This is a genomic window from Paenibacillus sp. MMO-58, assembly GCF_037146255.1.
Classification (GTDB): Bacteria; Bacillota; Bacilli; order Paenibacillales; family Paenibacillaceae; genus Pristimantibacillus.
Genome location: NZ_JBBCVY010000004.1, coordinates 131432 through 155165, shown reverse-complemented (window position 1 = coordinate 155165; position 23734 = coordinate 131432). Strand labels below are relative to the sequence as shown.

Here is a 23734-nt window from a genome sequence, read left to right as displayed (position 1 = left end):
TAAACTGCAATCTGTGCATTTAAATGCTCCGTTTGCCTTTAACCTAATCTCAAAAGCCTGGCAATAGGAAGTTTATACCTCTTACCGTGACACTAAGTTAAATACTGCGACCCCTACTCGAAACGAATCTCGTCTATCCAGACGGTGCTGTTGCCTCCGTGCCAAAAGGTCATTGTCAATTGTCCGGGGCTGCTGCGGTCTACTCCGTTCGATGCCAAATTAATAGCAATATCCTTATAGCTAGTCGTAATCGTATCCCCGCTGAAATCGCCCAATGTCTTGGTCACTCCGCCAATCGTGAGCTGCATATGGTTTTGTTCGCCGCCGCTTGCGCCTTTGATGCGAATGACCAGCTTCGTGTAGCTTCCGACGTCCTGCGTAATATCCGTGCCTAACCATCCGTTGTTGTTATATTCCAGCTTCAAAGCCCCCGAATCAATAACTCCCGCATTGTTGGCGAAGCTGTTTGCGCCCGCCCATTTGCCGAGATCATTGCTTCCCGGCCAGCTAGGCGAATTGTCGAAGTTATCCACCAGCAATATCCCGCTGCTTCCGGCATTGGTTGTTACATTAACCGCTGTACTTGCTGCCGATAGGTTACCCGCTGCATCCTTTGCTTTGACCGTATACGTATATGCCGTACTGGCATTTAACCCGCTGTCCGTAAAGCTGGTCGCAGTTGATGTGCCTGCCTGATTCCCGTTTCTGTAGATGACATACTGCGTCACGCCCACATTGTCCGTCGAAGCGCTCCATGCCAAGCTGACGCTGCTCGAAGTTTTGCCGGATACGCTTACGTTGGTTGGCGCAGTTGGCGCCTGCGTATCACCGTTGCTGCCGCCGCCGGCATTAATCTGAATACGGTCAAAGTCAGGCGCCCAGCCTGTCGGGTTGGAGAAATGAATTGTGTTGCTGCCTGCATTGAGCTGTACTTGCGTCTGAACGGTGCCAATGGCCGTCCAGCTTCCCGTGCTAGGCATGCTTAGCGTAACTGGCGATCCTCCGTTAACCCGCATTTGTGCGGAACGGGCTTCTCCGCTGAGGTAAGAAACGGTCATCGTATACGTTCCTGCTGCCGATGCGCTGACCCCGTTAAATTGCAGGGTACCGTCATTATTTCCGACATACCCTACTTTCGAGCCTCCCGAGCAGGTGCTGCACGCGGAAATGACCGCCGCTCCGGTCCGCGTATTCGCTGAAGCCTCCGCTTCATAGGCCGTTAAAGTTCCGCCTCCTCCGGAAGCGCTGGTGGTCGCGGTTACGGAGCCGCTTGCGCCGGATACGTTCCCCGCTCCATCCTTGGCTTTGACGGTGTAGACGTAGCTCGTGCTTGGACTTAATCCCGTATCGGTGAAGGTGGTGCTTGTCGCAGACCCTGCCAATACTCCACCGCGATAAACGTCATAACCGGTCACGCCTACGTTGTCGGTTGAAGCCGACCACGACAAGCTGACGCTGCTCGAGGTCGTACCGCTGACGGTCAGATTCCCCGGAACGCTTGGCGCCTGAGTATCCGCGCTTCCTCCGCCGCTGTAGCCGCCATCATAAGGCGTCTGGGTCAAGCTGTACGAAAGCGTATTATCCGGCTTCAGTTGATCGAATGGTCCGATGTTCTGATCAGCGGGATCCATGCCGATTCCCACTTTGCCAAGCGGTGTTCTTCCGCCCGTATAATAGTTCGAGTTCGCGAATCTGGCGCTAGGCTTATATCCGGCCGGATCCAGAATGGTCAGCGCCAGGGTGTAGGTTCCCGCCGCCATATTGGACGGAATCGTAAAGGCACCGGAAACCTGTTGAACGGCTGGCGCTTGATTGTATTGACGCGTCGCGGCGTTCCAATCGTCCCCCGGCATCCAGTTCCGTATATCCGTGCCGCTGAAAATACCCTTCCATGCGACCGTGCGGTCGCTTCTCAGCAAGCTCGCTTCCACCGGCCAATTATAATAGAACGGCGCCGAGCCTTTGTTCACGACCGAGAAGGACACATTCATGGACCCGCCAGGCTGCACGCTGCCCGAGTATGTAGCCTGGTTGATGACGAACCGATAGCCGAATTCCTTCTGCATCAGCGCAGCTCCTTGCGAGACGGCGGAATTGTTCGCATCGTACAGATCGATCCAGCCCAGACTGGTCGTGTGCGTTTTTTTGATCCAGTCGATCACGTAGTTCCGATGGTTCGGATCGCTTAACGTATCGTTCGGGGAATCACCGGGCTGAATATTTTTTTGCCCCCAATCGTACGCAACCTCCCCGCCGTTAACCTGCGTTCTCCAGACATTCCTCGCCGCAATGCCTTCGCCTCCCGACAGGTCATCGATTAAGGCAAAGGAGTCCCACAGAAATCCGAAGTTAAAATTCTGGAAGGTATCGGGATACCGCACTTGCACTTTCTTGTTCTGAAAAGCCTGCGAAGCCGCGTTGCCTAATGCGGTCTGGAAGGCGAGCGGAATCCGGTCGGTCCCGTCAGCAAGCTTATCCGGATAAATGTGATGCTCTCCCCAATTCCCCCATAGCCCCAGCTCGATGTAGGCTACTCTCGGATCGTTATCCCAAGCTTGGCCAAGCTTCTGGATGAAGGCGGTCAGACGGTTTTTCAACGTATCCGTTGTCCATTGCGTAGCCACGTCTCCGTGAGGAACGCCTTCCGGCCAATATTCTCCGGTGTTCGGGTAAACGATGACTACGCGAGGAATAACCTTTTTATTCTGACTTTCGATCCCCGCCCAAGTTGTATTGCTCCAATCCTTGATCTTCTGAACGGAGTCTGACGCCGCATTCTCCAAATCGGTGTATTTGATGTAGTGCTTAAACACAGTGCCGTATTCATGATTTGAAAAACTAGTGTCATTCAAAAAGCGGGTTGGCCGAAATCCCATTAAGGGGTTTTTGAACGCCTCTTGCGTTTCCGTTAGATTAACCGTGATTGCACCAACGGCTGCTGACGCCTTTTCCGAAAAGGGCAATGCAAACGAACCCCCTGTCAATAACACAAACGACATCAAAACGGTAAACGCTTTCAAAATTGGCCTGGAACCTATCCTTCTCATCAATCATCCCTCCCATAGTGATAAAATTTACGCAAATATATTGCGCAATTTATTTGCGCTCTTAGTATATTCTACCAGCGTTTACTTCGTCAATCCAAAAACAAAAATAGCCGTCCTCCGATCCGGCGGATCGGAGGACGGCTATTCGTATCCCTTTATTACGCTTTGCCTGCCGCTTTCGAGCAGGATTCCCGCTCAATCATTTCGGTCTTAAGGCTAATGTAAACTTCGGAAATGTTTTTGCTTGTTATCAATTCGGTCAGCACTTTTACGATAACGGAGCTGATATCGTATCTAAACCTTCTTACGGTCGTTAACGGCGGAACCATAAACTCCGACAGCTTCAAATCATCAAAGCCAACCAAGGAAACGTCTTTCGGAATACGGAGATTCATTTCGGCCAAAGCCTTCATAGCTCCGTAAGCAATGATGTCGTTAAATGCGAAAATCGCGGTGATAGACGGCTGTTCCCGCATTAATTGCTTCACGGCTTCATAACCGTGTGCGGGATCAAACGCCCCCATTGCAACATTGGCGTCGGTCCATGTCATCTCCAAATCGCGGAATGCGTCTTTGCATCCGTCCAGCCGGTTCAAATTGACAAGATGATTGCGGGGCCCCGCAATCATCACGATTCTCCGATGACCTAATCCGTGCAAATAACGAATCACCTCGTATGCGCCTTTTCGGTTATCGTAGTCAATATAGTTTTGCCCCGTATTGTAGGTTCTTCCGTTCGTAAATACATAAGGGATCCCAAGTCTATTCAATTCCTCATACATCTTATCTCCCTCAACCGGGTCGAATAGGATGGCAGCGTCCACTTTTTCCTCGCCCAAAAGCTTATAGGCCGGAGACGACTGCGAGTCCGAATAATGCTTCACGATATGAACCAGATGACCGTATGCCTCAAACTCATCCTTTAAGTGGTTCAAGTCGGCGGAGGTAGACGGGTCGTTATCGAAAAAGTCATTATTGCCCGGTACGATAACGACGATATTATAAGATATACCAACCTGGTTGGAGGGAGCAATCCCCGGCTTTAAATGCTCATTGGCAATATCCAATACTTTTTTGCGAGTCTCCTCGCTGAAATTGCCCTGGTTGTTGATGATTCTGGATACCGTACTAATCGAAACATTTGCTTTTTTTGCGATTTCTTTTAGCTTGATACGAGCTCCCTCCATTTCCTAAGAAACTTTTTTGCATAATAAGAAAATTATAGCGGTTGTTATCTCATCCAGTCAATCGTACCTTTAGAACAACAACGCATCCAGCGAATAAGCTCCCGCTCCTGTCAGCGCTACGCCGATCGCTACAGCCGCGAGTACCAGCGGATATTCATACCCGTTTGCCGTTGACCACAAGCCGTTAGGCAGATGCACTTTCACAATAGCGCCTGCCATGGTGACAACGATCATCACTCCTGCCGCTACCGTGAACAGTCCCGTGGTGAACAATGCACCGCCCAGCAATTCCAATACTCCCGCAAAGACCGCCATAACAACGCCAGGACGAATGCCAACCGATTCCATCCAGCCTCCCGTCCCTTTTGGACCGTATCCCCCGAACAAGCCAAACAATTTCTGAGCACCATGACCAACAAACAATAATCCTACCACTACCCGAATAATAAGAAGTCCCATATCCATCATTTTCATTCATCTCCTCAATTTTTATTAATAAGTAAGTGAATCCGTCTGGCGTTCATCTCTTAGCAAAATCGCTTTGTCGGCTGCCAGCTTCTTCGGAGTTACGTCATAGCCATTTTCATCGATGATCGAGACACCCAGCAGCATATCGTGAACTTGACCTCGAATCTGCTGTATATACTCCTTGCGAAGCTCTGCCTGTTCTTTTTTCTCCTGCTCGTTAAGTCCTTCAGTATGTTGTTTTCTGCTCAATTCGTTAATGCGTCCCAGAATAGCAATCATAATCGTAAGCTCCTTTGTTTAATCAATTTTATCTTTAATTTAATTATCTTAACTTAAAGATATATGACATAGATGATCATCCATTTCCTGCACCCTCCTTAATTCCCATTGCACTTTGCTTCCTACTTGTTTCGGTCACTTATCTTTAATTTAAATATCTTGAATTAAAGATAATACAAATTCTTATTGCTGTCAACAGGCAAAAATAAAAATTGTTCCTTCGCTTAGCCTTCCGGGCTTTTCTCTTTGTGACTGAAAAAATCCCCTTCCAACGAACAGTATGGTATAGAACCGGAACGGTACCGTACCTTATTCATCTATCCCCGATGCTAGGAGGGAACAACCTATGACGATCCAACTCGCTGAACGTATAAATCACTTATCTCAAAATAATACTACTATCATTTCTATAATGGCTGAAATGATCGCGACTATGGAGTATGACGCCAAACTCAAAAAGGAAATTCTTTTTAAAGTTGATGAAATCAGTATGGAGATCTCCAAAAAAGACAAACTCTGTTATGACGTAGTGAATGCTACTGATAACGATGCCTATCACAAAGCTCTGATGGTATGGAAACAATTTAGAAATGATGTAGAGCATGCTCTAGGTGAGTTGCATAAGCGTATTCAACGGACAAGATACCCTGACGAATGGAGCGAGACCTACGAGCTCCTAAAGCGTCGAGCAGCTCTACATGATGATGAAGTGGAAAGATTAGAGCGGAAAGAATGGCAAGTTATAACCTCGCGAACGTGATGTAATCGACATGGACAGGCTCTGCCGATTGGGTCCGAAGTGCCCGGTTGATCTGTCCCCGGTGATATTGCCCGTGTAAGAGGACCTGCAGCAGGATGTCACGGACGGAAGTTCGGAACGGAACACCGCTCTGATTCGAATAATCGATCATTTCGTCCAACTCTGATTCCTCAAGCCGTTCGATATAAACGCGATATTGCTCGGCGTTTTCTTCGAACATCGTCCGGATCGCCGTCAGGTCTTCCGCTTCCTCCCACAATGAATATTGCGCGCTGCCCCTGCCCTGCAATCGGGACAGCCAGACTTGCTCCGCGACAGCGACGTGCCGAACCAGCTTCAGAAGGTCCTTGTCCTTCGTTTCACTCTCCTCGAGCGCGTCCAAAATTCGTCCGTCCGCCCAGTACAGGTGGTCCATCATGCGTTTAATCGTCTTCATTTCGTTTTCCTCCTCTTCGTCTCGTCGATTACTCGACTCTCCTGTTATCCGTTTTCTCGAATCCTGTTTAAAGTCAGGCCTCTCTTGTTTACCTTCTAAATAAGAGGGGTGAGTGCAATGAAACGAATTTCTGCGATTCTTCCGTTTTTCAAAAATTTGTACAGCCGTTTTCGCGATGATGATGTTCCTGCTCTAGGGGCACAGCTTACATATTATTTTATTCTATCCTTTTTTCCGTTTCTAATCTTTGTGGTGAGCTTGATGAGCTTTGTCCGGTTGTCCGGAGACAGTGTCGTCGCTGAGCTTATTCGTCTGCTTCCGCAGCAAACTGGTGAAGCGATTCAAACGATTCTGCAAGAGGTAACGAAGGACAGCAGAGGCACGCTGCTATCAATCGGTATGATCGCTACGCTCTGGTCAGCGTCCAATGGCGTTAACGCGGTCATTAAAGGTGTCAATAAAGCTTATGATGTCGAAGAAAATCGCCCTTTCTGGAAGGTGAGAGCGATCTCGCTTGCGGCGACGGTTGTGTTAGCCCTTGCGATTCTGCTGGCGATTGTTTTGGTTATTTTCGGAGAGGTAATCGGTAATTTTCTATTCGATTGGTTCAATTCCCCGGTAGGCTTCGGACTCATCTGGGGCACATTGAAATACGTCTTTCCCATTTCGTTCATGATTGTTGTTTTCTCGCTGCTCTACTGGATTGTACCCAACCGCAAAGTTCCTTTCAAAACAGTCCTTCCGGGAGCTCTGTTTGCGACCTTTGGCTGGATTGCATCCTCCTTGCTGTTCCAATTCTATATTAACAACTTTGGCAACTATTCCAAAACGTACGGAAGCATTGGCGGCATTATCATCCTGCTGATCTGGCTCTACATCAGCTCCAATATTATCATTCTGGGCGGAGAGATCAACGCTACGCTTGAAAGCGGGCAAGCCAAGCCCTCTGTAGATAAATCGCTGGCGAATGGCAGAAGCAAACAAAAGGCACATTCGATTAAGCTATAGTTAATCCTTATCCTTATACCTGATAACGGTACTTGAAATATAGATACGTTTATTGGATTTGCCTGTTTATTCACAATGTTACCCCTCTTGAGCTGATCGGGAACTAAGCTACTTAGGAGCATGCAGAAAAGCGACCCGTTACGGTCGCTTTTCTGCTGGAACGCTTCTTTACAGCCCCAAAGCATTACCCTTTTCAAGCCGCAAAATATGCTTCTCGCCATCGTCGGCCAATGTCCTGAACTGGTTGATGGTTTCCCTCATTTTCGGAAGGGCCTGCTGTTTGTACGAGCTGATCGAATCAAACGCGGACAGTACATCCGCAAACGCTTGTTTCAACGTATCAACCGAGACCGTGGCTTCAATGGCTTGCTGTTGAATGGCAACGCCTTGCTCCTTAAGCATCCGGGACGTGCCGGCGATAAGGTTCGTAGTGGTCTGATTCAACAATTCGATTTTCTTGAGAACAATTCCTTGATTGTACAAGGCGCTCGCCACCGTAACGGCTATTTTCAAAGCCGAGATCGTAACGGTCTTCGCCCGGTCCACGCCGCGAATGAGCTCCTTGTTATTGCGGATAACAACCTCGTATGCTAAAATTCCCTGCTGATTGACGACCAGCATTTGCTGCAAGTCCATGACGCGCTGGCGCATCGGGAACAGGATTTCCTCGGTTATGAACCGGATCCTCTCAGGGTCTTCGCCGCGGCTCTTGGCCGCTTCGATCTGAGCTTCGATGGATTGGTCCATGAGCATACCAAGCTGAATTTCCTTCTTGAGCGTTTTGGTTAGCTTTCGGATTTCATGCTGTTCAAGCTCCAGCGTCGTATTGTCGTTTCTGAGCACGGCACCGCCTTTATCCAGCGATACCACGATATCGGCAATCACCTCGTCGGCCTTCTCGAACTTGAGGAAGTAAGCCCGCAGCGGATTAAATAGCTTGCCAAGAAATCCTTTCTTGGCAAAATCGATCATGCTTGGATCCAGATCCTTCAGCTGCGTATGCAATTCGGCTAACCCCTTCGCAACCGGGCCGCCCTCGTCGCCCGATTTCGCAAGATTGCCGACCGATACCTGCAGCAGGGTGTTTTTGTCGGAAGAGCGTTTCATGGTGTTCAGTCCGTAGGCGTCGATCGATTGAAGAATCTCTTTGCGCTGCTCCAGGGACTCGACATCCATCGCCATGATCATCTCGACGTTTGAGTCTGCTTCCTTCTTCAGCTTAGCCTCTTCCTCCGGCAATGGCTGTATGGTAGGCTCGATCTCGGCCTTCAGCTCCTCCGGACTAGATACGTTCATCGAAAATGCCATTGAAATCCCCCCTCGAATTGGTTACATTTGCACATTGAATAGATTGCCAATCTTGTACACGACATCGTCCGTATCCGCGTTAATGCTTGCCGCTTCGTTAATACTGGAAATATTTTGCAGAGCTTGAATATTGGCGTTGTAGCCGATCGTGTAGATCGGAATCTTATACGTCTCGATTAATCCCTTGATGTCCTGCAGCGTATAGCCCTGGTTCGTCTCGCCGTCGCTTAGGACGAAGATGACCGGCTTGGTGTTGGGGTCGATGGCCAGTTGATCTTCGAGCAGCTTCAGCGCTACAACGATTCCGTCGAAGGTGGCCGTACCGCCGGCGGACTGCAGACTTTCCACCGCTCCGACGAATAAGGACTGCTGATTCGTGTCGTACTTCGCAATCGGCAGCTTGATGGTAACGCCGTCCGAATAAGAGACGAGACCGATGCTGTTGTCCCTGCCCAGGTATTTCTGCCCCTTCAACAGCGACTCTTTCAAACGATTGAGCGGCTCGCCGTCCATGCTTCCGGAAACGTCGGTGACGAATACCGCCGTGATCGGCTTACTGCTATTTTTCTTCTCTTTCCATACCTTCTGCGCGGATATAAGCATGTCGCCATCCACGGGAGCAAGCTCCGATTTGTAGGTTTCAAGACCGTTAAATCCTTTTTCCTGCGCGGACTTCATGTATTTGTCTTGCGTAACGAACTCGGCGAATTTCTTAAGAATATCAAGCTTCTCCTGCGGCAGATCGCCTAATGCGTAGAGCGGACTATCGTGCCTGAACCCAAACGGCGTAAATACGTACCCGCTCTTCAAGTCCGCGGCGTTAACGTAAGTCTGGTATTCAAGGACGAATCCGTCCAGGGCACCCGATTTGGCCGCATCGCGCATCTGAATGGTCGTGGAGGCGATAAACGGCACATTGGATTGGAACTTTTCAAACTCCTGCACGGCTTTATCGCTCAACAAATTGGTATTATCGAAGGTATGAAGTGCCGTTACTAGAAAATTCAAGCCCGTGGAGCTTGCGAAGGGATCGGTATACCCCATGGAGAGCTCGTTATTAGCGATAGCTTCCGTTACGGATTGGATATTGACGGAGCCGTACTTGTCGATCATGGCGTCGTACTTCGCTTTGGCGATGACGATTCCGGGAACATTGCCGACTAAACGTTTGGTCACGAGCTGCGTTTTAACCCCGCTTGCCTGAACCATCTCGCCCCATAGCTCATTCGAAGGAGTGAACGCATCGGGAACGTACTTGCCGGATTTGATGTAATCCGCTGCCGTGCCCGAGGCGATATTGCGAATCTTGACCGACACGGGCTTCCCGTTCACGGTTATATTCGACTTGTTAAACTCGGTCGCGACGTCCGTCAGCCAACCGTCCACGCCCGTTCCCGACTTTTCCGTGGAGGAGAAAATCTCGACGAAATTGTCGTTCGTATTGTTCACCGTGATGGGAAACTTTCCGATGTCGGGCAAAGATGCGGCGACATCGACGGGGTCCAGGTCGATTTGGCCCTTCACGGGCGTTTCAACGGCTGGGGAGATCTTTTTGTACAGCTTGTTTAATCGATCCCCGGCATTCTCGGCCGTCACCTCCGCCTTCGATTTGCCCAGATTGGAGGTTAAGGTTACCCCGGCATAAACAAGCCCGAAGACGACCACCAGAAGAACAACGGAGATTAACAGGAAATTACTTTTTCTTTGCATCCAGGCCACCTCTTAATTCTTGTAGTATTGGGTTTGTTTGATCAACGTGTCGATTTCCTGCATGCAAGGCATGCTGTCGATGTCGCCCGGCTCCAAGCTATCCAAGCGGGAGATCTCCAGCATGAGCTGATCCAGCTTTAACAAGATTTCCTCGTTTGTGCCGAGCGATTGCTTGGTGAAGGAAAGATATTCGCCGTACACGTTTTTTCTGGCTTGCAACAGCTCCGGCGATAATGGCGACGGCTTCCGCCCCGATACGCTTTCGAATTCCGATGCGTCGAACGTATGCAGCCGATTGAGGATGCTCCTGACGTTAAGGTAGAACAGCTTCTCCACCTCGTAGATGACGGAAGAAAACTTCTTATAGCTTAGTTCCGAAGGATCGAATCGCTGTTTCAGGACCTCGAGCAGCGTGTTTCTTTTCTTCTGCATGCGTTCCAGTTGACGCAATGCCACACCGATATCCTCTTCTAAAACCTTAATACGCCGGAAGCGAGATAATGCCTCGACATAATCGTCATGCGTCTTAATCTCCTTCACCGGCAGAGCTGCCTTGGCTTTAAATAGGAAGGAATAACACCCATAGGTCAGCGTGATGGCGCTGGCGACGAGAAAAGTCACGCCGATTGCCGAGGAAAGCGCATTGCCGCCAATCTCGATCCCGAAAAACCCGCGGGAGAAAACGACAATATTCAACGCTACGACACCAAGTGTCAAACCAAGCAGTTTTATGTATCTGGTCACGCTCAATCGAACACCCCTTTGCCAAAATCTCGTATCACTATCATTGTACAACACTGTTAAATCTTGGGGCTAGAATTTTATGGCTAAGAGTTTAATTCCTAGCAAAACCATACAACGTTTTAAAGACTGACAAAAGCAGTCATTATTGGGCATATACGCGTGTGCGGCAGCTCACGTTTCCGTTTTCAAGAAAAATCGCAAATAGGCGCTGGAGAATAGAACCTGCTATGCAGAAAAACCACCTCGGCGGGTGGTCTGGAAATCCTTAATACGACAATGATTTGATAAGTAGCGATATGGCAAGTACGATTAGGACAATGCCCCCTGCTTTTGACGAAAAGTAATAAAAATCGCTGGGCTCTTTGCTATTCGTCCATATCCACTTAAGGGAAATCAGTCCCCCAAAATTCTTTTATTGCCTTCATAGGCGGCTATCATTATCGAAGGCTCTCCGCGTTCATCATAAGTCATTAGAGAACCATTCTGGTCTACGATTGTATAATAGTGTCCCTCGGCATATTCCACCTTATATTCGGTCGATGCAGGCCCTTGCGATCTAATCACTCTAAATAATTCCTCTTCGATATATACCTCCCGGACAGGGTCCTTAATGACAACTTTAATGTCTGGACCATAAGAGGACTTGTAGGTGATGAGATTTGCTTCATTGCTGGTTGTTTTATATGCGATTTTATCCACTTTTAGGACGTTCTCGAAAAAATACCATCTGGCGAACAAGGCGATAACCACGCTTGCGGCAATTATGCCAATGATTATGAAGTAAGTTTTTAAGCGAAACCTTTTGGGCTGCATCGTGGGGTTAATAGAAGGTCACCCTTTCCTTGGACGAGCTTAATCGCAATTCCATAATCCATATATGTCAATAAAATGCAATATTTATATGCGCTTCATGTTCCGCTTTTGTTGCATAGGTTTTTGATAAACCAAAAGTCGCTATGCATATTTATAAATCGGGACTTTCAGCCGATAGTATACTATAAGAATTTTATATTCTTTTTAAATTTAATAGATAAATCGGGAGGTTTAACAATGATTCTTAGTTCCGCTAAGAAGCTTCGCCGTTGCATGACTTCAGCATTGTTGGCGACCACAATGGTTGCAACCATGTTCGCAGGTACGGCAAATGCAGGTTCATTACCGCAAATTACCTTGTCTGTCTCACAGCCTGATCCAGCTCCAATCTATCGGGGGGACACAACCACATTCCTTGTTGACGCAGCGAATATTGATCTCGTTGACGAAAACGGCCTGCAAGCATTAATCTTCAACGTTGACTATGATCCTGCTGTATTTGACGAGCAAGGTTATACAGTAGACGATATGCTATATCAACCGTCTGGAATTAGCACAAACCCTGCATTGGATCCCAACATGGAAGTTATGCCCGCTTTTATCTCGCATATTGATGAAGAGCATTCCCGTTTAACATTTACTGTTATGAGTTCAGACAGTGAAGCGACGCTGAAACCCGCAGTTCGTTCGTTCTTATCGTTTAAACTGCATGTTAAAGATGACGCAAAACTTGGCGACACTTCGATTGCTGTTTCTCCTTTCGACGAATCATCTATAGTTGATAGTAACGGCCAGACTGTTCCGACTGAAAATGTAAAAGGTTCGAGCACAACCTTTAATATTCAAGCACTTCCTACCTTACAGTCTGTTTCTGCCCATGCTGATACCTTGTCTCTACTGCCAGGAGGATCAACTAGCGTCCACCTGCAAGGTTCTTACAGCGACTCTGCAGTAGCAGACCTTACGAGTGCAGCAACTTGGACAACTGATAATCCAATCGTTGCAAATGTAAGCTCGACAGGGGTTGTTACAACCGGCGTTATAATGGGAAATGCAAAGATTACAGGTACATATAACGGACAGAGTGCGTCAGTGACAATCAGTGTTGTCCCAATTATCACGCCACCGTTACCGATTTTCCTTGGACTTGTTCCCAGCAGAGATTCTGTTCAAATTGATCATGTTGGTGAAGTAACGCCGGTGTTCATGCAGGAAATGTGGTCAACTGGACCAGTTAACGTAACGACTACCGGTACTTGGACTTCGTCAGACCAAAACGTTGTGATTGTATTAAACGGCGCAGTTAACGCAATGGGTTTAGGTGACGCAACAATTACTTATACAAATTCAAACGGTACTATTTCGATTCCGGTACATGTTGGACCGGTGGCTCAACCTAAACTTGAGTACATCTATTTTGGCGATAGCATGAATGATCCTGTTGGGGTGGGAGACGCAATCGAGCCTGAAATCATCGGGCATTACGAAGATGGAAGCGATAAAACTCTTGATCCAGCCGATTTCACGTATACAATTGACGATGAATCGGTTGCTGTGGTGAACGGGGACTTAGTGGTTACGGGTGTTCATGACGGCATTACTAAAATTACTGTCCAACTGACGGATAATCCGTCTATTGAAACGATTTGGAACTACGTCTGGGTTGTAAACAATGTATTAGCACCTCCATCCTTCAGTCATATTGCTATTACACCTGACTTTGATTCCATTGAAGTAGGCGATAGTAAAGATCTGCAGGCGAATGTCATCTTCTCAAGTGCTGATGGTGCATTGTCTTACGATCTTTCCCGTTACGTTATTTGGAGTTCTGATAATGAATCCGTACTCACGGTAGACAAACAAGGTAATCTGACAGCGGTATCGGAAGGTCACGCAACCATCACAGCTGAGCTGCCTATTCTTGGGGTAGCGACCCTTGATGTTGAGGTTGTACCGCTTCCTCCCGTCAGCATGGAAGTACTTCCTTCGCCAGTGAGTGTGAGTATAGGTGCTACAAAGCAACTTGCAGTAAACGCATTATTCGCTAACAATCCTACGCCAGTGGATTTAGCATCGCAAGCTACTTACGTTGTTGCAAACCCGGCGGTAGCGACGGTTTCCGAAGGTGGTCTTGTAACAGGGGTATCGGCAGGAACGACTTCGGTTACGGTAAAACTTGGTGAACTGACGCAAGTAGTTACGCTTCAAGTGATGACGAGCGGCAGTGATGGTTCAGGAGGAAGTGGTGGAGGCACAGTAGTTACCCCTCCGGCGGTAACTCCACCTATCGTATTGAAAGTTGATTACAACGTTAATGTGCTTCAAGACCTTCTGAAGAAAGCTGAACAAGCTCAATCGCAAGCATTCACCGACATATCCCAAGCGAGCTGGGCTGCTAATGCCATTCAACGGGCTACGAATGCCGGTATTATCAACGGTTACGGTAATGGAACCTTCCAACCTAATGCTACGATTACTCGTGCTGAGTTCGCAACAATGGTCGCTAAGGCATTTGGTTTGACGAATAAGAACGGCTCAGGTTTCCCTGACACGTCTAACCATTGGGCATCGCAATCTATCGAGGCTTTGGCTGATCAGGGGTTACTAACTGGTTACGGAGACGGCACCTTCAAGCCTGACCATGAAATAACTCGTGCTGAGATGGTTGTTGTGTTATCCCGTTTGACGGATTACCAAAAACAAACTGCAACAACGTTTAACGATATCAGCTCCAGTTGGGCCTCTGAGCAAATCAAAGCTTTTGCAAACGCAGGTATTATCGACGGTAAGTCGCAAACTACATTTGCACCTAACGATTCGGCAACTCGTGCGGAATCGGTAACGATTCTAATGCGTTTGTTGGATCAACTGGTTAAAAGTTAAGTTAATAAGAATGGAAAAGGACATGGTTAACTGAACCATGTCCTTTTTAAATAGAAAATCTTTGCATTTCGCGACTCCATGCGTTACTATTTTTGTATCGACAAATATGCAGGTCTAAATAAGGAGGATAACACGTTATGTGTCCCCGTACCAAAGAACAAAATGAGCTCATACGTTTACAACGCAGAGAACAGATCCTGGACGTCGCCGCACGCTCCTACTTCCGAACGGGCGGCAGCTTTGATATTCGCGATGTCGCACGCGAGGCAGGGCTTGGTTACGGCACCGTATACCATTATTATCCCAACCGGTATTTATTAATAGAAGATGTGTTAGAAAGCGGCTTCGAGCGATGCGAGCAAGTTACCGCAAAATGGGCGAACAGCAACGGCAGCTCCCCGGATGACCGCCAGTTGTTAGCGTATTGTAAGGCACTGCTCAAGCTCTGGCAGTCCGACGCCCGCGCCTATCTCGTCTATAAAATGGCGGCGGAACATTATGCTGGCTTGCCTGAAAAAGATCGGCATCATGCCAAAAGAAACTTTATGGAACGGCTGTACGTTCCACTCCAATCGATCGCCCAGTGCGAGGACGACAGCGTCGACCATATGCTTGCCGTGCTGGTCGGTTGCTGCGGGATGCACTACTATGCAGGCAATTCCGACCTGGATGTCGATCGAATCGCCCTACTCGCTATGCAAGCTATTACGAAGGAGTCCTGAGACGAACATGGTCATTTTAAAAAGCAGGCATGAAATCGAGGCAATCCGCAAGGCATGCCAAGTGGTGGCAGAGTGCCATCGTACAATAGCCCCGCTTATCAAACCGGGTATTACCACCAACGAAATTGAGCGCATATTCGAGGAGATTATGCGGAAGCACGGCGCAAGGCCATACCAGAAAGGCTATAAGGGCTATCCATACGCGACCTGTGCCTCCGCGAACGATGTGATCGCGCATGGCTTCCCTAGCAATAAACCACTAGAGGAAGGAGATATTGTCACGATCGACACGGTCGCTGAGCTCGATGGCTGGCTCGGCGATTCGGCTTGGAGTTACGCGGTCGGGCAAATCTCCCCGACGGCCGAGAGGCTGATGCGTGTTACGAAGGAATGCCTTGACCTGGGCATCGAGCAGGCACTGCCCGGCAATCGTCTCGGCGACGTGACAAGCGCGATTCAGCGGCATGCGGAATCACACGGTTTCGGCGTCGTGCGCGACCTACTCGCCCATGGCATCGGCCGTGATCTGCACGAGGAGCCGACTTATATGCATGTCGGCAAGCCCGGAAAAGGCCTCCGCATCAAGGAAGGCATGGTGTTCACGATTGAGCCCATGATCACCGAAGGCACCTACTTTATGACCATCGATTCGGATGGATGGACCGCACGAACGTTAGACAACAAGCTTGCCGCTCAATACGAGCATACAATCGCCATTACGTCTGAAGGTCCGCAAATTTTGACTGCGCAATAGAAAACAAAAAAGCCGCGATTTACGCGGCACTAAATGAGATTAAGAGTTCCTTATGAGCTCTTTACGTATTATATATATTTTCGCATTCCTTCACGGTAGGTTGATAGAAGCAATGCTTCTTCCAGCGTCCTACGAGCGGCTGATCGTACCAGGTGTCCGGGCATGGTCCGGGATTCTCGAACGATCCCGGACGGAAATACCATAGGGAGAATTCGCCCGGCCAATTCCGCTCCCCATTCACTGCCCGTTGCGCCAGACGGCGTTCCCTGTCCCTCGCACCCTGATAGTACAAACTATGCTGCAACGCTTCGAACGCATGAGGCTGCTCAATCATTTGGGGAATTGTCCGGATATTTTTAAAGTCGGAGCAATTGCCTCTTATTCGGTTAATGCCGACATTTCCAACAAGCAGCATGCCCATTTCGCCTTCAGTCTCAGCTTCAGCACGGAGCAACCTTGCCAACATATCGATATCGCGACTCCTGGCTTTTACAACTGCCATTGACTCACCTCTTTAGATTTCTAGACTCATCATATTATAGGCAAAGCGGAAGTGTTACTCGGACCAAAGAGAACGCGATAATAAAAAAATCAGACCGCTTGGTTCACAGTCTGATTTGTTCATGTGAGTAACGGTTATAAACGAGACATGTTTAAAAACAATGATCATTGTACCACTTATTATTAAAATGTAGGGTGGTGCCCAACTTCTTGTTTCACTCATCTTTAAATTCACTTGAATAAATATTTGCCCTTCTAATCACTTCTGCTTCAAAATTATTTGGATCTTCGAAGTATTTATATTTATTAAGCGATTTTTTCTACCCGGTTCAATATTTTGTTTAAACCATCAGGACGCTTAACTTTAAACGAATCCGCACCTTTCAAATAACCATGAATTAAGTCATATGGTGTGCATTGCCTGTCCTGCCCCTCCATTCCATGTATAAGTTTGAGGCGCTGCATAATCATTGACTTAATATTCATGTCCTCCAGGTCATCTTTTTCTAGCATTCGACCTTCAATAAACTCTGTGACCACAAATTGTTCAGGGCAATCACCTGCAATTACTTTAGGAGAAAATCCTTCAAAATGTGCCTTCTTCATTACTTCGATTTCAGAATGACGGGTCAGATTTAAATATTCGTTCTGTTTGCTATTGATTCGAAGGACATAGGCTTTCTGGGAGGTTAGTACCCTAAATGTTTTGTTGCATAGGCCGCCGCCAAGTTGTTCAAAAGACAAAAAATCACTTGCTAATTCTGGAACGGTACGGATCATATCCTCAACTTCCATTTTCAAAATTACTCACTCACCTCAAATCATATTTTCGTAACTTTTATAAAGGGCAAACTGCATCTGCAGCTCGCCCTCCAATTTCCCCCACAGCCTTACACGTACTCCCCTTAAAGGACTGTCAAGTTAGCAATAACCTGTGCACTCTCCGCCCGGGTCACCACATCTTTCGGCACGAATAGATTGTTGCCGCGTCCTTTTATAAGTCCCAGTGCTTGCGCCTTTCTTACTGCCTCCTGTGCCCAGCTGCTAACGGTTCCTTCGTCAGCAAAGTCTTTTATATTTACAGGATCTACCTTCGTAACTTTAAGGTACTCATAAGCTCGCACGAGCATAACGACCATTTCTTCCCGAGTAATAGTTGCATCCGGTGCAAATACACTCTCAGAAAGCCCGGTCACTATCCCCGCCTCTGTAGCTGCCGCCACTTCACTGCTATACCAACTCTTTTGCGCTACATCTTTGAAGGTCGTCACTCCTTGTGCTTTAAGACCAAGTGCGCGCACGATCAACGTTGTGAATTCCGCTCGCGTCACAGACTTGTTCGGTGCAAACTGAGTTTGATTAATGCCTTCAATAATGTGTTTTGCAGCCATTTTCTTAATAACTCCAGCCGCCCAAAATGAATTACTCACATCTGTGAAAGACATATCAAAGCTAAGAACACCGTATGTGCTGAAATGACTAATTAGTGCAAACAGTTTGTCATTTAGTGACTCTCCGCCAACATACTCCAATGAACCGTCATTAGCGATATAATAAATGCCATTTAGTTCTTTCATGGACTGATCTAGTACATGAAGTCCAATCGAAATGCTCTCGTCAAATTGAGATAACTTTTTCTCCATCCCATCCTTATCTATAATCGAAAGCGAAAATTCGAATATACTCCCTGCAACAGTCAGATCTGCATTTGCTTTGGCTTCCGCTTTCTTCAACAGCTCTATGCGATCTGCAGTAGATACAGGCTCCATTTTCAAGGAAATCGTCGCATCCTTCAATTGATCCACCGATAGGAGACTCTGCAGTTTGAGCAACACACTGCCCGGAATACGGATGGTTACATTATCATTTGTCAGCTCGATTACGTTCTTCTTGTCGATGGTTGCATTTGCAGGAAGGAGCACTTGCTTCACATCATTGTCGATTTTGACAGAGATTTTACCATCAAGATTGGCTTGTGGGAGCGTTATAACAATCGGTTTCGGATTGCTCACTATATCTCCAGCACCTGGGTTGTTATTAGCATTCAACGCTACTGGAACACTCAGATTATCGAAATTGATATGACCAAACCCACCTGTTCCTTGGTCAACGACCTGAATATATAGGCGTTCTCCTTTATAGGCAGAAGCGTCCCAAGTAATACGACTGTAGGCTTCGTTGTTGTTTCCGGTTGCTTTCATCAAAATATGATTATCGGATGCTCGAACAAGTGCAACATAAAGCTTATCTATATCCATTCCACCGCCAACTAGGAAACTGATTTTACCATCTCCTCCTAATACAAACGTTTGAGATTTCAGTGATCCTGTTGCGGAATCTCCGCGCTCTGGCGTAAATCCCCACAAATGATAGCGATCAGGGTCTTTTGCAACCCATGCCTGATTAAATGGCCCGCCCCATCCCCAATCGTTAACCTTTACGACATTCTGATTTGAAAATGATTGACCCTCTACTGTCCAACCGGACAAGTCACCTTTTTCAAAATCGGCATTTGGCAGCTGGCCAACTGGCGCGGTTTGATCTTGAATTGCCGGCCAACTAGCCGGTACCGTGCTACCATAAGCGGAGTTCATTTCCCAAACCTGTAATTTCTGAATGGAGACTGCCCCACCTTCGCTCCATAATTCAAGACCGAGTGCATCACCGCGCGTTGGATAAATGCGAGATGTGATGCTATTCTTACCGTTGGCATAGGCCTCAAGCATCGAACGATCAAGATAGACATGCAGCTTCAATAGATCCCCATCAAGTTCCATCTTTCCGGATTGTATGCCTTTCTGAACATCAGGATCCAGAGAAGATTTCCATCGATCCAAGCTTAGAAGTTGTTGTTCTGAATCGTAGAAGAGCTTGGTTTCCTCACTGCCATCAGCGGTCTTCCGCAGTGACAGACCTAGCTTTTCCGCGTTATTCATCTTAGCTTCCAGTACAACCTCTAACATATCTCCTTGCACCTTATTGAGCTTAGCATTAGCCGCTCCGACAGTAGTCTGGGAAAGATCCACCAAATTTTTACCTCTTAGCGATTGCAATTCAGGAATCGGCTCCACACCAAGTGTGTCGTCGCTGCGCAAGGATAACACAAGTGGCAATCCGCCATTATGCGCCCAACCTGCATCATAATGCTGCTGTTCTGTACGACGGTCTTGCGTAATGCTGAATAATATCGAGCGCCCTTGCCCATCCACCATACCGCTTGGTCCCGTAAAATGCTCGCCAAAATCGAATAAGCGAGGCTCCTCATGGTCGGGAATGAATTTATTAGTCTCTTTATCCCAAGTACCAATCCAATGAAAGACGTACTTCACATTATCCGCATCATAATGGTCAAACCACGGATTAATGAAGAAAGCATATTTCATCTTTCCATTGCTATCTTTGCCGAGTGGAAGCAATACAGGAAGCTCCCATACTTGCCCGGTTTTATGGTATTTCTCATAATCACCTACAAAGAACGGATGTTGATACGTCCAGTGAATCATATCATCTGATGTATACAGTAAAGCAGTACCGCCTACGTTTTTAATTCCTGATCCAACCAATTGATACCAGGTATCGCCATCCTTCCATACGTATGGATCACGGAAGTTGCCGTACCACACATCCCCTTCCTCTGCTTGCAAGTTAGACGCTTGTGTAGTTACCGGTGATCCGTTATAAATCCAATTCTTCAGGTTGACATCGCCGTCATCCTTAAAGGTACTTCTCGCAAGTCCTGTAGCCTGATTTGGTGTAGCCTTATCATCCCCAGCTGTGAAGAATAACGCTGGATTACCATTGTCATCGACAACAGCACTGCCAGACCAAACCCCGTCAGGTGTCTCTGAGTTAGCATCCGGAGCAAGGGCAACCGGCATGTCTTTCCAGTGCACCATATCATCACTCACTGCATGTCCCCAATGAATTTGATGCCAATAAGGACCTTGCGGATCAAATTGATAGAAGATATGATACTTTCCATCAAAGTATAGTGGAGCGTGCGGTTCGTTCATCCAGTGCCCTGGCGCAATCAGGTGATACTGCGGCCGGTAACGGTCCCCATCGTAATCCGTGCGATCAAAATCCAAAGAAGGCTTTGGAAGAATACCTCCTTCATAACGGGATGACACGGTTTGATAGTCACTTTGGATTTCTCCTTGAGAGAGGGAACGATTATACACTTTTACTTCGTCAATCATGCCGTTAAACATATTGGCAGTGAAGACCCCGTTAATCAAAACGCCTGAGTTATTTTTACCGATTATAAAATCTTTGTTCGCTGGAGAAATAGGCAACTTCTTCTCAGCGGTTGCTGTACCCACCACTTCACCATTCAAGTACAGCTTTAACTTCCCGTCAGTTCTACTGTAGGTAGCAGCGATATGAGACCACTCGGATTTTATAAGAGGTTTATCATCAGTTGCCCATACCTCCACCCATTTCCCATTAATCCCCACCTGGAATGACCACTCTCCATGACGGCCCATCCCTAAAATGTAACCGGTCCGGTTATCGCTGTCATATTGATTTACAATTGCAGAAAGCTTTCCTTGGTCACCCCATTCATACGACCTTGGTGCAACCCAAGATTCAATGGTGATTTCATCCGCAGGTTTCGCGATCTCATTCGCAGGTCTGTCAATCCAAGTAGAGTATCCATCAAAAAGCAATCCCTTACCGACGATGCCGTCTCTCCATAAGGGTTCGCTGTCCGGTTTATATTTGGCATCATTAAATACATAATTAACCGCATCCTTCTGATTACGAACCGTATCATTTGCGGATGTACCCTGTCCTTCATTAAAGGACCAGTAGCCGACTAATCCTGATCCTTTTACCTGAAAATCATCGACATTGATATGTCCAGCCGGATCTTGATCCACAACTTGAATGTATAGCTCCTGGTCAAGATACGGTGTCGCATCCCAATTAACTTGGGTATACGCTTCCGACTGATTTCCAGTCGCTTTCATCAGTACAGAATGATCTGAAGCACGTACTAGGGCCACGTAAAGTTGGTTTTTATTAGCTCCGCCGCCTAAAAGAAAACGGATAAAACCATTCCCGCTCAACCTGAAGGGTTTAGATGTTAACGTACCGGTCTGCTCGTCTGCTCTGCCATAACCGGATACATGATAGGTGCCTTCTTGACCGAATGGCTTTAAATCGTCGCCAAAAGTAGCTTCATTTGTCACTGCACCTGTAAAGGCATCTCCTTCCACCGTCCAGCCGCTTAAGTCACCAGTCTCGAAGTCTGGATTTTCAATGAAATCTGGTGTAGAGGAGTTTAAGTTTGTCGCTAATACGCCTTCTGCCGGAACAGATTCATGATAGGTAAAGAAAGCATCGGCAAAAATCATACCCCAATCCGAAGTGGCATTATCAACAATTTCAAGATACAGATTCTCATCAAGGTGCTTAGACAAATCTGCTTTGTATTGAACCATATTGGCAAGCCGCATACCTTGCTCAATATCCGGGAAATTGACATCCTTAAATTCCGTATTTCCGTACCTGGCGATCAACTCATCTGTATCCGCATTGTATACGTCAACGTGTACAAGATCAGTGTTTTTACCTCCTCCAAGCTTAAACGTCATCCAGCCTGAGCCGCCCAAAGTGAATGTAGATGAACGCAGGACTCCTGTTTTCTGCTCATCATACATCCAACCGTCAAGATGGTAGTTGCCTTCTTGATTAAACGGGATGTTTTCGGCCCACCATGTCGCATCACTCGAGACACTGCTCGGTCCAAACGCGTCGCCAGAAACAACCGTCCAACCTAATAAGCTACCCGACTCGAAGCCAGGATTGCGTAACTCATATCGAACAGGCGTATACAGATTTTTGGCCAAAACACCATCAGTCGGTGTACTCGTAAGGTAGGTCTTAAAATCGTCGGCAAAAATTACACCCCAGTCAGTTGTTGCTTCATCAACGATCTCAAAATATAGATTCTCACCTAGGTACGATCGCAAATCCGCTTTATACTGCACCATATTAGCCAGTCGGAGGCCCTTGTCAACATTAGGGAAATTAATATCAGCAAATTCGGTGTTCCCGTAACGCGCTACTAACTCACTGGTAGTGGCATCATAAACATCGATATGTACCAAATCAGTATTCTTACCACCGCCTAATTTAAAGGAAATCCATCCGCTTCCACTTAATTTAAATGTAGTAGATCGCAGTTTCCCCGTCTTATCCTCCGAATACTTCCAACCATTCAGATGATATTGACCCTCCTGGTTATAGGGGATCTTTTCAGCCCAGTAGGTCGTTTCATTCGATACGCTGTCTGGACCAAAAGCCTCCCCTTCAACAACGGTCCACCCGCTCATATCTCCAGATTCAAATCCGGGGTTTTCAATTTCTTTCACACTCGAATCGTACAAATTATCGGCTCTAGCACCCTCATTTGGTTTTGTTTCATAGTAAGTATTGAAGGAATCAGCAAACAGTAGTCCCCAATCGGTAGTTCCGTTATCCACGATATCGATATACAAATTTTGACCAATATAAGAGCTTAAATCTGCTTTATACTTAGCCAGGTTAGCTAAACGCAAGCCAAGGTCTACATTTGGAAAGTTGTTAGCATTCCATTCCGTATTTCCGTAACGAGCAATCACTTCACCCGTGTCTGCATTATGGATTTCAATATACTCCTGGTCTGTATGTCTGCCTCCGCCAAGCATAAACGTAATCCACCCAGAACCATCCAGGGTGAAAGTTGAAGATCTTACCCTTCCTGTTGCTGCTTCTTCTGTCTTCCATCCATTTAAGTGGTATGTTCCTTCTTGTTGATATGGAATTTTTTCGGCCCAATACGTAGTTTCATTTGATACACTGTCTTTCCCGAATGCAGTCCCCTCGATAATCGTCCAGCCCGTCATATCTCCGGTTTCAAAACCGGGATTCTCGATGGTATTTGCATATACTGAAGAAGTCGATAACGCATCGCTATTATCTGCAGGTGTGATTTCTTCAGCATAGACGTTACCAACACCGCTACCTAGACTTGTCGATAAAATTAAGGAAGAAATTAAGAAATGGAAAAGCTTCGAACGAGTTTTCCTTTTTAACACGAGTCTACCCCCATTTTCCCTCATAATAG

At 47.1% G+C, this 23734-nt stretch carries 18 protein-coding genes; 6 read left to right on the top strand and 12 right to left on the bottom strand.

Annotation, left to right across the window (positions count from 1 at the left end; all coding sequences use genetic code 11):
• Positions 1–113 precede the first annotated feature (113 nt).
• The 4 genes from WFJ73_RS14350 to WFJ73_RS14335 form a co-directional block, all read right to left on the bottom strand.
• Positions 114–2963, bottom strand: a complete 2850-nt coding sequence (locus WFJ73_RS14350) for a fibronectin type III domain-containing protein (protein ID WP_336773712.1) — start codon at positions 2961–2963, stop codon at positions 114–116.
• 242 nt (positions 2964–3205) lie between these two features.
• Positions 3206–4234, bottom strand: coding sequence for a LacI family DNA-binding transcriptional regulator (locus tag WFJ73_RS14345; RefSeq protein WP_336773711.1), 1029 nt, complete (start codon positions 4232–4234; stop codon positions 3206–3208).
• A gap of 69 nt (positions 4235–4303) precedes the next feature.
• Positions 4304–4702 (bottom strand): DoxX family protein, encoded by a 399-nt coding sequence (locus WFJ73_RS14340; protein WP_336773710.1) that lies wholly within the window; start codon positions 4700–4702, stop codon positions 4304–4306.
• A gap of 24 nt (positions 4703–4726) precedes the next feature.
• Positions 4727–4981, bottom strand: coding sequence for a DUF896 domain-containing protein (locus tag WFJ73_RS14335; protein ID WP_336773709.1), 255 nt, complete (start codon positions 4979–4981; stop codon positions 4727–4729).
• A gap of 346 nt (positions 4982–5327) precedes the next feature.
• Here WFJ73_RS14335 and WFJ73_RS14330 point away from each other — a divergent pair, with 346 nt between their 5' ends.
• Entirely contained in the window at positions 5328–5741 is a 414-nt protein-coding gene (locus WFJ73_RS14330) for a hypothetical protein (protein ID WP_336773708.1), read from the top strand.
• Here the strand turns inward: WFJ73_RS14330 and WFJ73_RS14325 are convergent.
• Positions 5722–6177 carry a DinB family protein gene (locus WFJ73_RS14325; RefSeq protein ID WP_336773707.1) on the bottom strand — a complete coding sequence of 152 codons (456 nt, stop codon included), beginning with the start codon at positions 6175–6177 and terminating at the stop codon, positions 5722–5724. The genes WFJ73_RS14330 and WFJ73_RS14325 overlap by 20 nt on opposite strands.
• Positions 6178–6294: 117 nt before the next feature.
• On the opposite strand from WFJ73_RS14325, the gene WFJ73_RS14320 reads away from it, so the two are divergent.
• Complete coding sequence (locus WFJ73_RS14320) at positions 6295–7185, top strand: YihY/virulence factor BrkB family protein (RefSeq protein ID WP_336773706.1); 891 nt, start codon at positions 6295–6297, stop codon at positions 7183–7185.
• A 168-nt stretch (positions 7186–7353) separates the two neighbouring features.
• Here the strand turns inward: WFJ73_RS14320 and WFJ73_RS14315 are convergent, their stop codons facing one another.
• From WFJ73_RS14315 to WFJ73_RS33385, 4 genes are all read right to left on the bottom strand, one after another.
• On the bottom strand, positions 7354–8493 hold the full coding sequence (locus tag WFJ73_RS14315) for a toxic anion resistance protein (RefSeq protein ID WP_336773705.1): 1140 nt from the start codon (positions 8491–8493) through the stop codon (positions 7354–7356).
• 21 nt (positions 8494–8514) lie between these two features.
• Positions 8515–10203 carry a vWA domain-containing protein gene (locus tag WFJ73_RS14310; RefSeq protein WP_336773704.1) on the bottom strand — a complete coding sequence of 563 codons (1689 nt, stop codon included), beginning with the start codon at positions 10201–10203 and terminating at the stop codon, positions 8515–8517.
• Between the two features lie 12 nt (positions 10204–10215).
• The gene (locus tag WFJ73_RS14305) at positions 10216–10947 is read right to left on the bottom strand and encodes a hypothetical protein (protein ID WP_336774016.1); all 732 of its coding nucleotides are present in this window, start codon (positions 10945–10947) and stop codon (positions 10216–10218) included.
• A 265-nt stretch (positions 10948–11212) separates the two neighbouring features.
• Positions 11213–11326, bottom strand: a complete 114-nt coding sequence (locus tag WFJ73_RS33385) for a DUF6199 family natural product biosynthesis protein (RefSeq protein ID WP_442955956.1) — start codon at positions 11324–11326, stop codon at positions 11213–11215.
• A 270-nt stretch (positions 11327–11596) separates the two neighbouring features.
• Here WFJ73_RS33385 and WFJ73_RS14300 point away from each other — a divergent pair, with 270 nt between their 5' ends.
• From WFJ73_RS14300 to map, 4 genes are all read left to right on the top strand, one after another.
• A complete protein-coding gene (locus WFJ73_RS14300) occupies positions 11597–11731 on the top strand; it encodes a hypothetical protein (protein ID WP_336773703.1) in 135 nt (44 codons plus the stop codon).
• Between the two features lie 266 nt (positions 11732–11997).
• A complete protein-coding gene (locus WFJ73_RS14295; RefSeq protein ID WP_336773702.1) occupies positions 11998–14643 on the top strand; it encodes an S-layer homology domain-containing protein in 2646 nt (881 codons plus the stop codon).
• Positions 14644–14780: 137 nt separating this feature from the next.
• The gene (locus WFJ73_RS14290) at positions 14781–15365 is read left to right on the top strand and encodes a TetR/AcrR family transcriptional regulator (protein ID WP_336773701.1); all 585 of its coding nucleotides are present in this window, start codon (positions 14781–14783) and stop codon (positions 15363–15365) included.
• 7 nt (positions 15366–15372) lie between these two features.
• The gene (gene map / locus WFJ73_RS14285) at positions 15373–16119 is read left to right on the top strand and encodes a type I methionyl aminopeptidase (protein WP_336773700.1); all 747 of its coding nucleotides are present in this window, start codon (positions 15373–15375) and stop codon (positions 16117–16119) included.
• Between the two features lie 61 nt (positions 16120–16180).
• Here map and WFJ73_RS14280 read toward each other — a convergent pair whose 3' ends face one another.
• The 3 genes from WFJ73_RS14280 to WFJ73_RS14270 form a co-directional block, all read right to left on the bottom strand.
• Positions 16181–16621, bottom strand: a complete 441-nt coding sequence (locus WFJ73_RS14280) for a cell wall hydrolase (RefSeq protein WP_127495350.1) — start codon at positions 16619–16621, stop codon at positions 16181–16183.
• Positions 16622–16926: 305 nt separating this feature from the next.
• A complete protein-coding gene (locus WFJ73_RS14275; protein ID WP_336774015.1) occupies positions 16927–17415 on the bottom strand; it encodes a phosphotransferase in 489 nt (162 codons plus the stop codon).
• A 110-nt stretch (positions 17416–17525) separates the two neighbouring features.
• Entirely contained in the window at positions 17526–23705 is a 6180-nt protein-coding gene (locus tag WFJ73_RS14270; RefSeq protein WP_336773699.1) for an S-layer homology domain-containing protein, read from the bottom strand.
• Positions 23706–23734 lie beyond the last annotated feature (29 nt).

Excerpts from the sequence above, each read along its gene's own strand:
- WFJ73_RS14345 (WP_336773711.1), bottom strand. The coding sequence starts at position 4,234 with ATGGAGGGAGCTCGTATCAAGCTAAAAGAAATCGCAAAAAAAGCAAAT.
- WFJ73_RS14340 (WP_336773710.1), bottom strand. The coding sequence starts at position 4,702 with ATGATGGATATGGGACTTCTTATTATTCGGGTAGTGGTAGGATTATTG.
- WFJ73_RS14335 (WP_336773709.1), bottom strand. The coding sequence starts at position 4,981 with ATGATTGCTATTCTGGGACGCATTAACGAATTGAGCAGAAAACAACAT.
- WFJ73_RS14330 (WP_336773708.1), top strand. The coding sequence starts at position 5,328 with ATGACGATCCAACTCGCTGAACGTATAAATCACTTATCTCAAAATAAT.
- WFJ73_RS14325 (WP_336773707.1), bottom strand. The coding sequence starts at position 6,177 with ATGAAGACGATTAAACGCATGATGGACCACCTGTACTGGGCGGACGGA.
- WFJ73_RS14320 (WP_336773706.1), top strand. The coding sequence starts at position 6,295 with ATGAAACGAATTTCTGCGATTCTTCCGTTTTTCAAAAATTTGTACAGC.
- WFJ73_RS14315 (WP_336773705.1), bottom strand. The coding sequence starts at position 8,493 with ATGGCATTTTCGATGAACGTATCTAGTCCGGAGGAGCTGAAGGCCGAG.
- WFJ73_RS14310 (WP_336773704.1), bottom strand. The coding sequence starts at position 10,203 with ATGCAAAGAAAAAGTAATTTCCTGTTAATCTCCGTTGTTCTTCTGGTG.
- WFJ73_RS14295 (WP_336773702.1), top strand. The coding sequence starts at position 11,998 with ATGATTCTTAGTTCCGCTAAGAAGCTTCGCCGTTGCATGACTTCAGCA.
- WFJ73_RS14290 (WP_336773701.1), top strand. The coding sequence starts at position 14,781 with ATGTGTCCCCGTACCAAAGAACAAAATGAGCTCATACGTTTACAACGC.
- map (WP_336773700.1), top strand. The coding sequence starts at position 15,373 with ATGGTCATTTTAAAAAGCAGGCATGAAATCGAGGCAATCCGCAAGGCA.
- WFJ73_RS14280 (WP_127495350.1), bottom strand. The coding sequence starts at position 16,621 with ATGGCAGTTGTAAAAGCCAGGAGTCGCGATATCGATATGTTGGCAAGG.
- WFJ73_RS14275 (WP_336774015.1), bottom strand. The coding sequence starts at position 17,415 with ATGGAAGTTGAGGATATGATCCGTACCGTTCCAGAATTAGCAAGTGAT.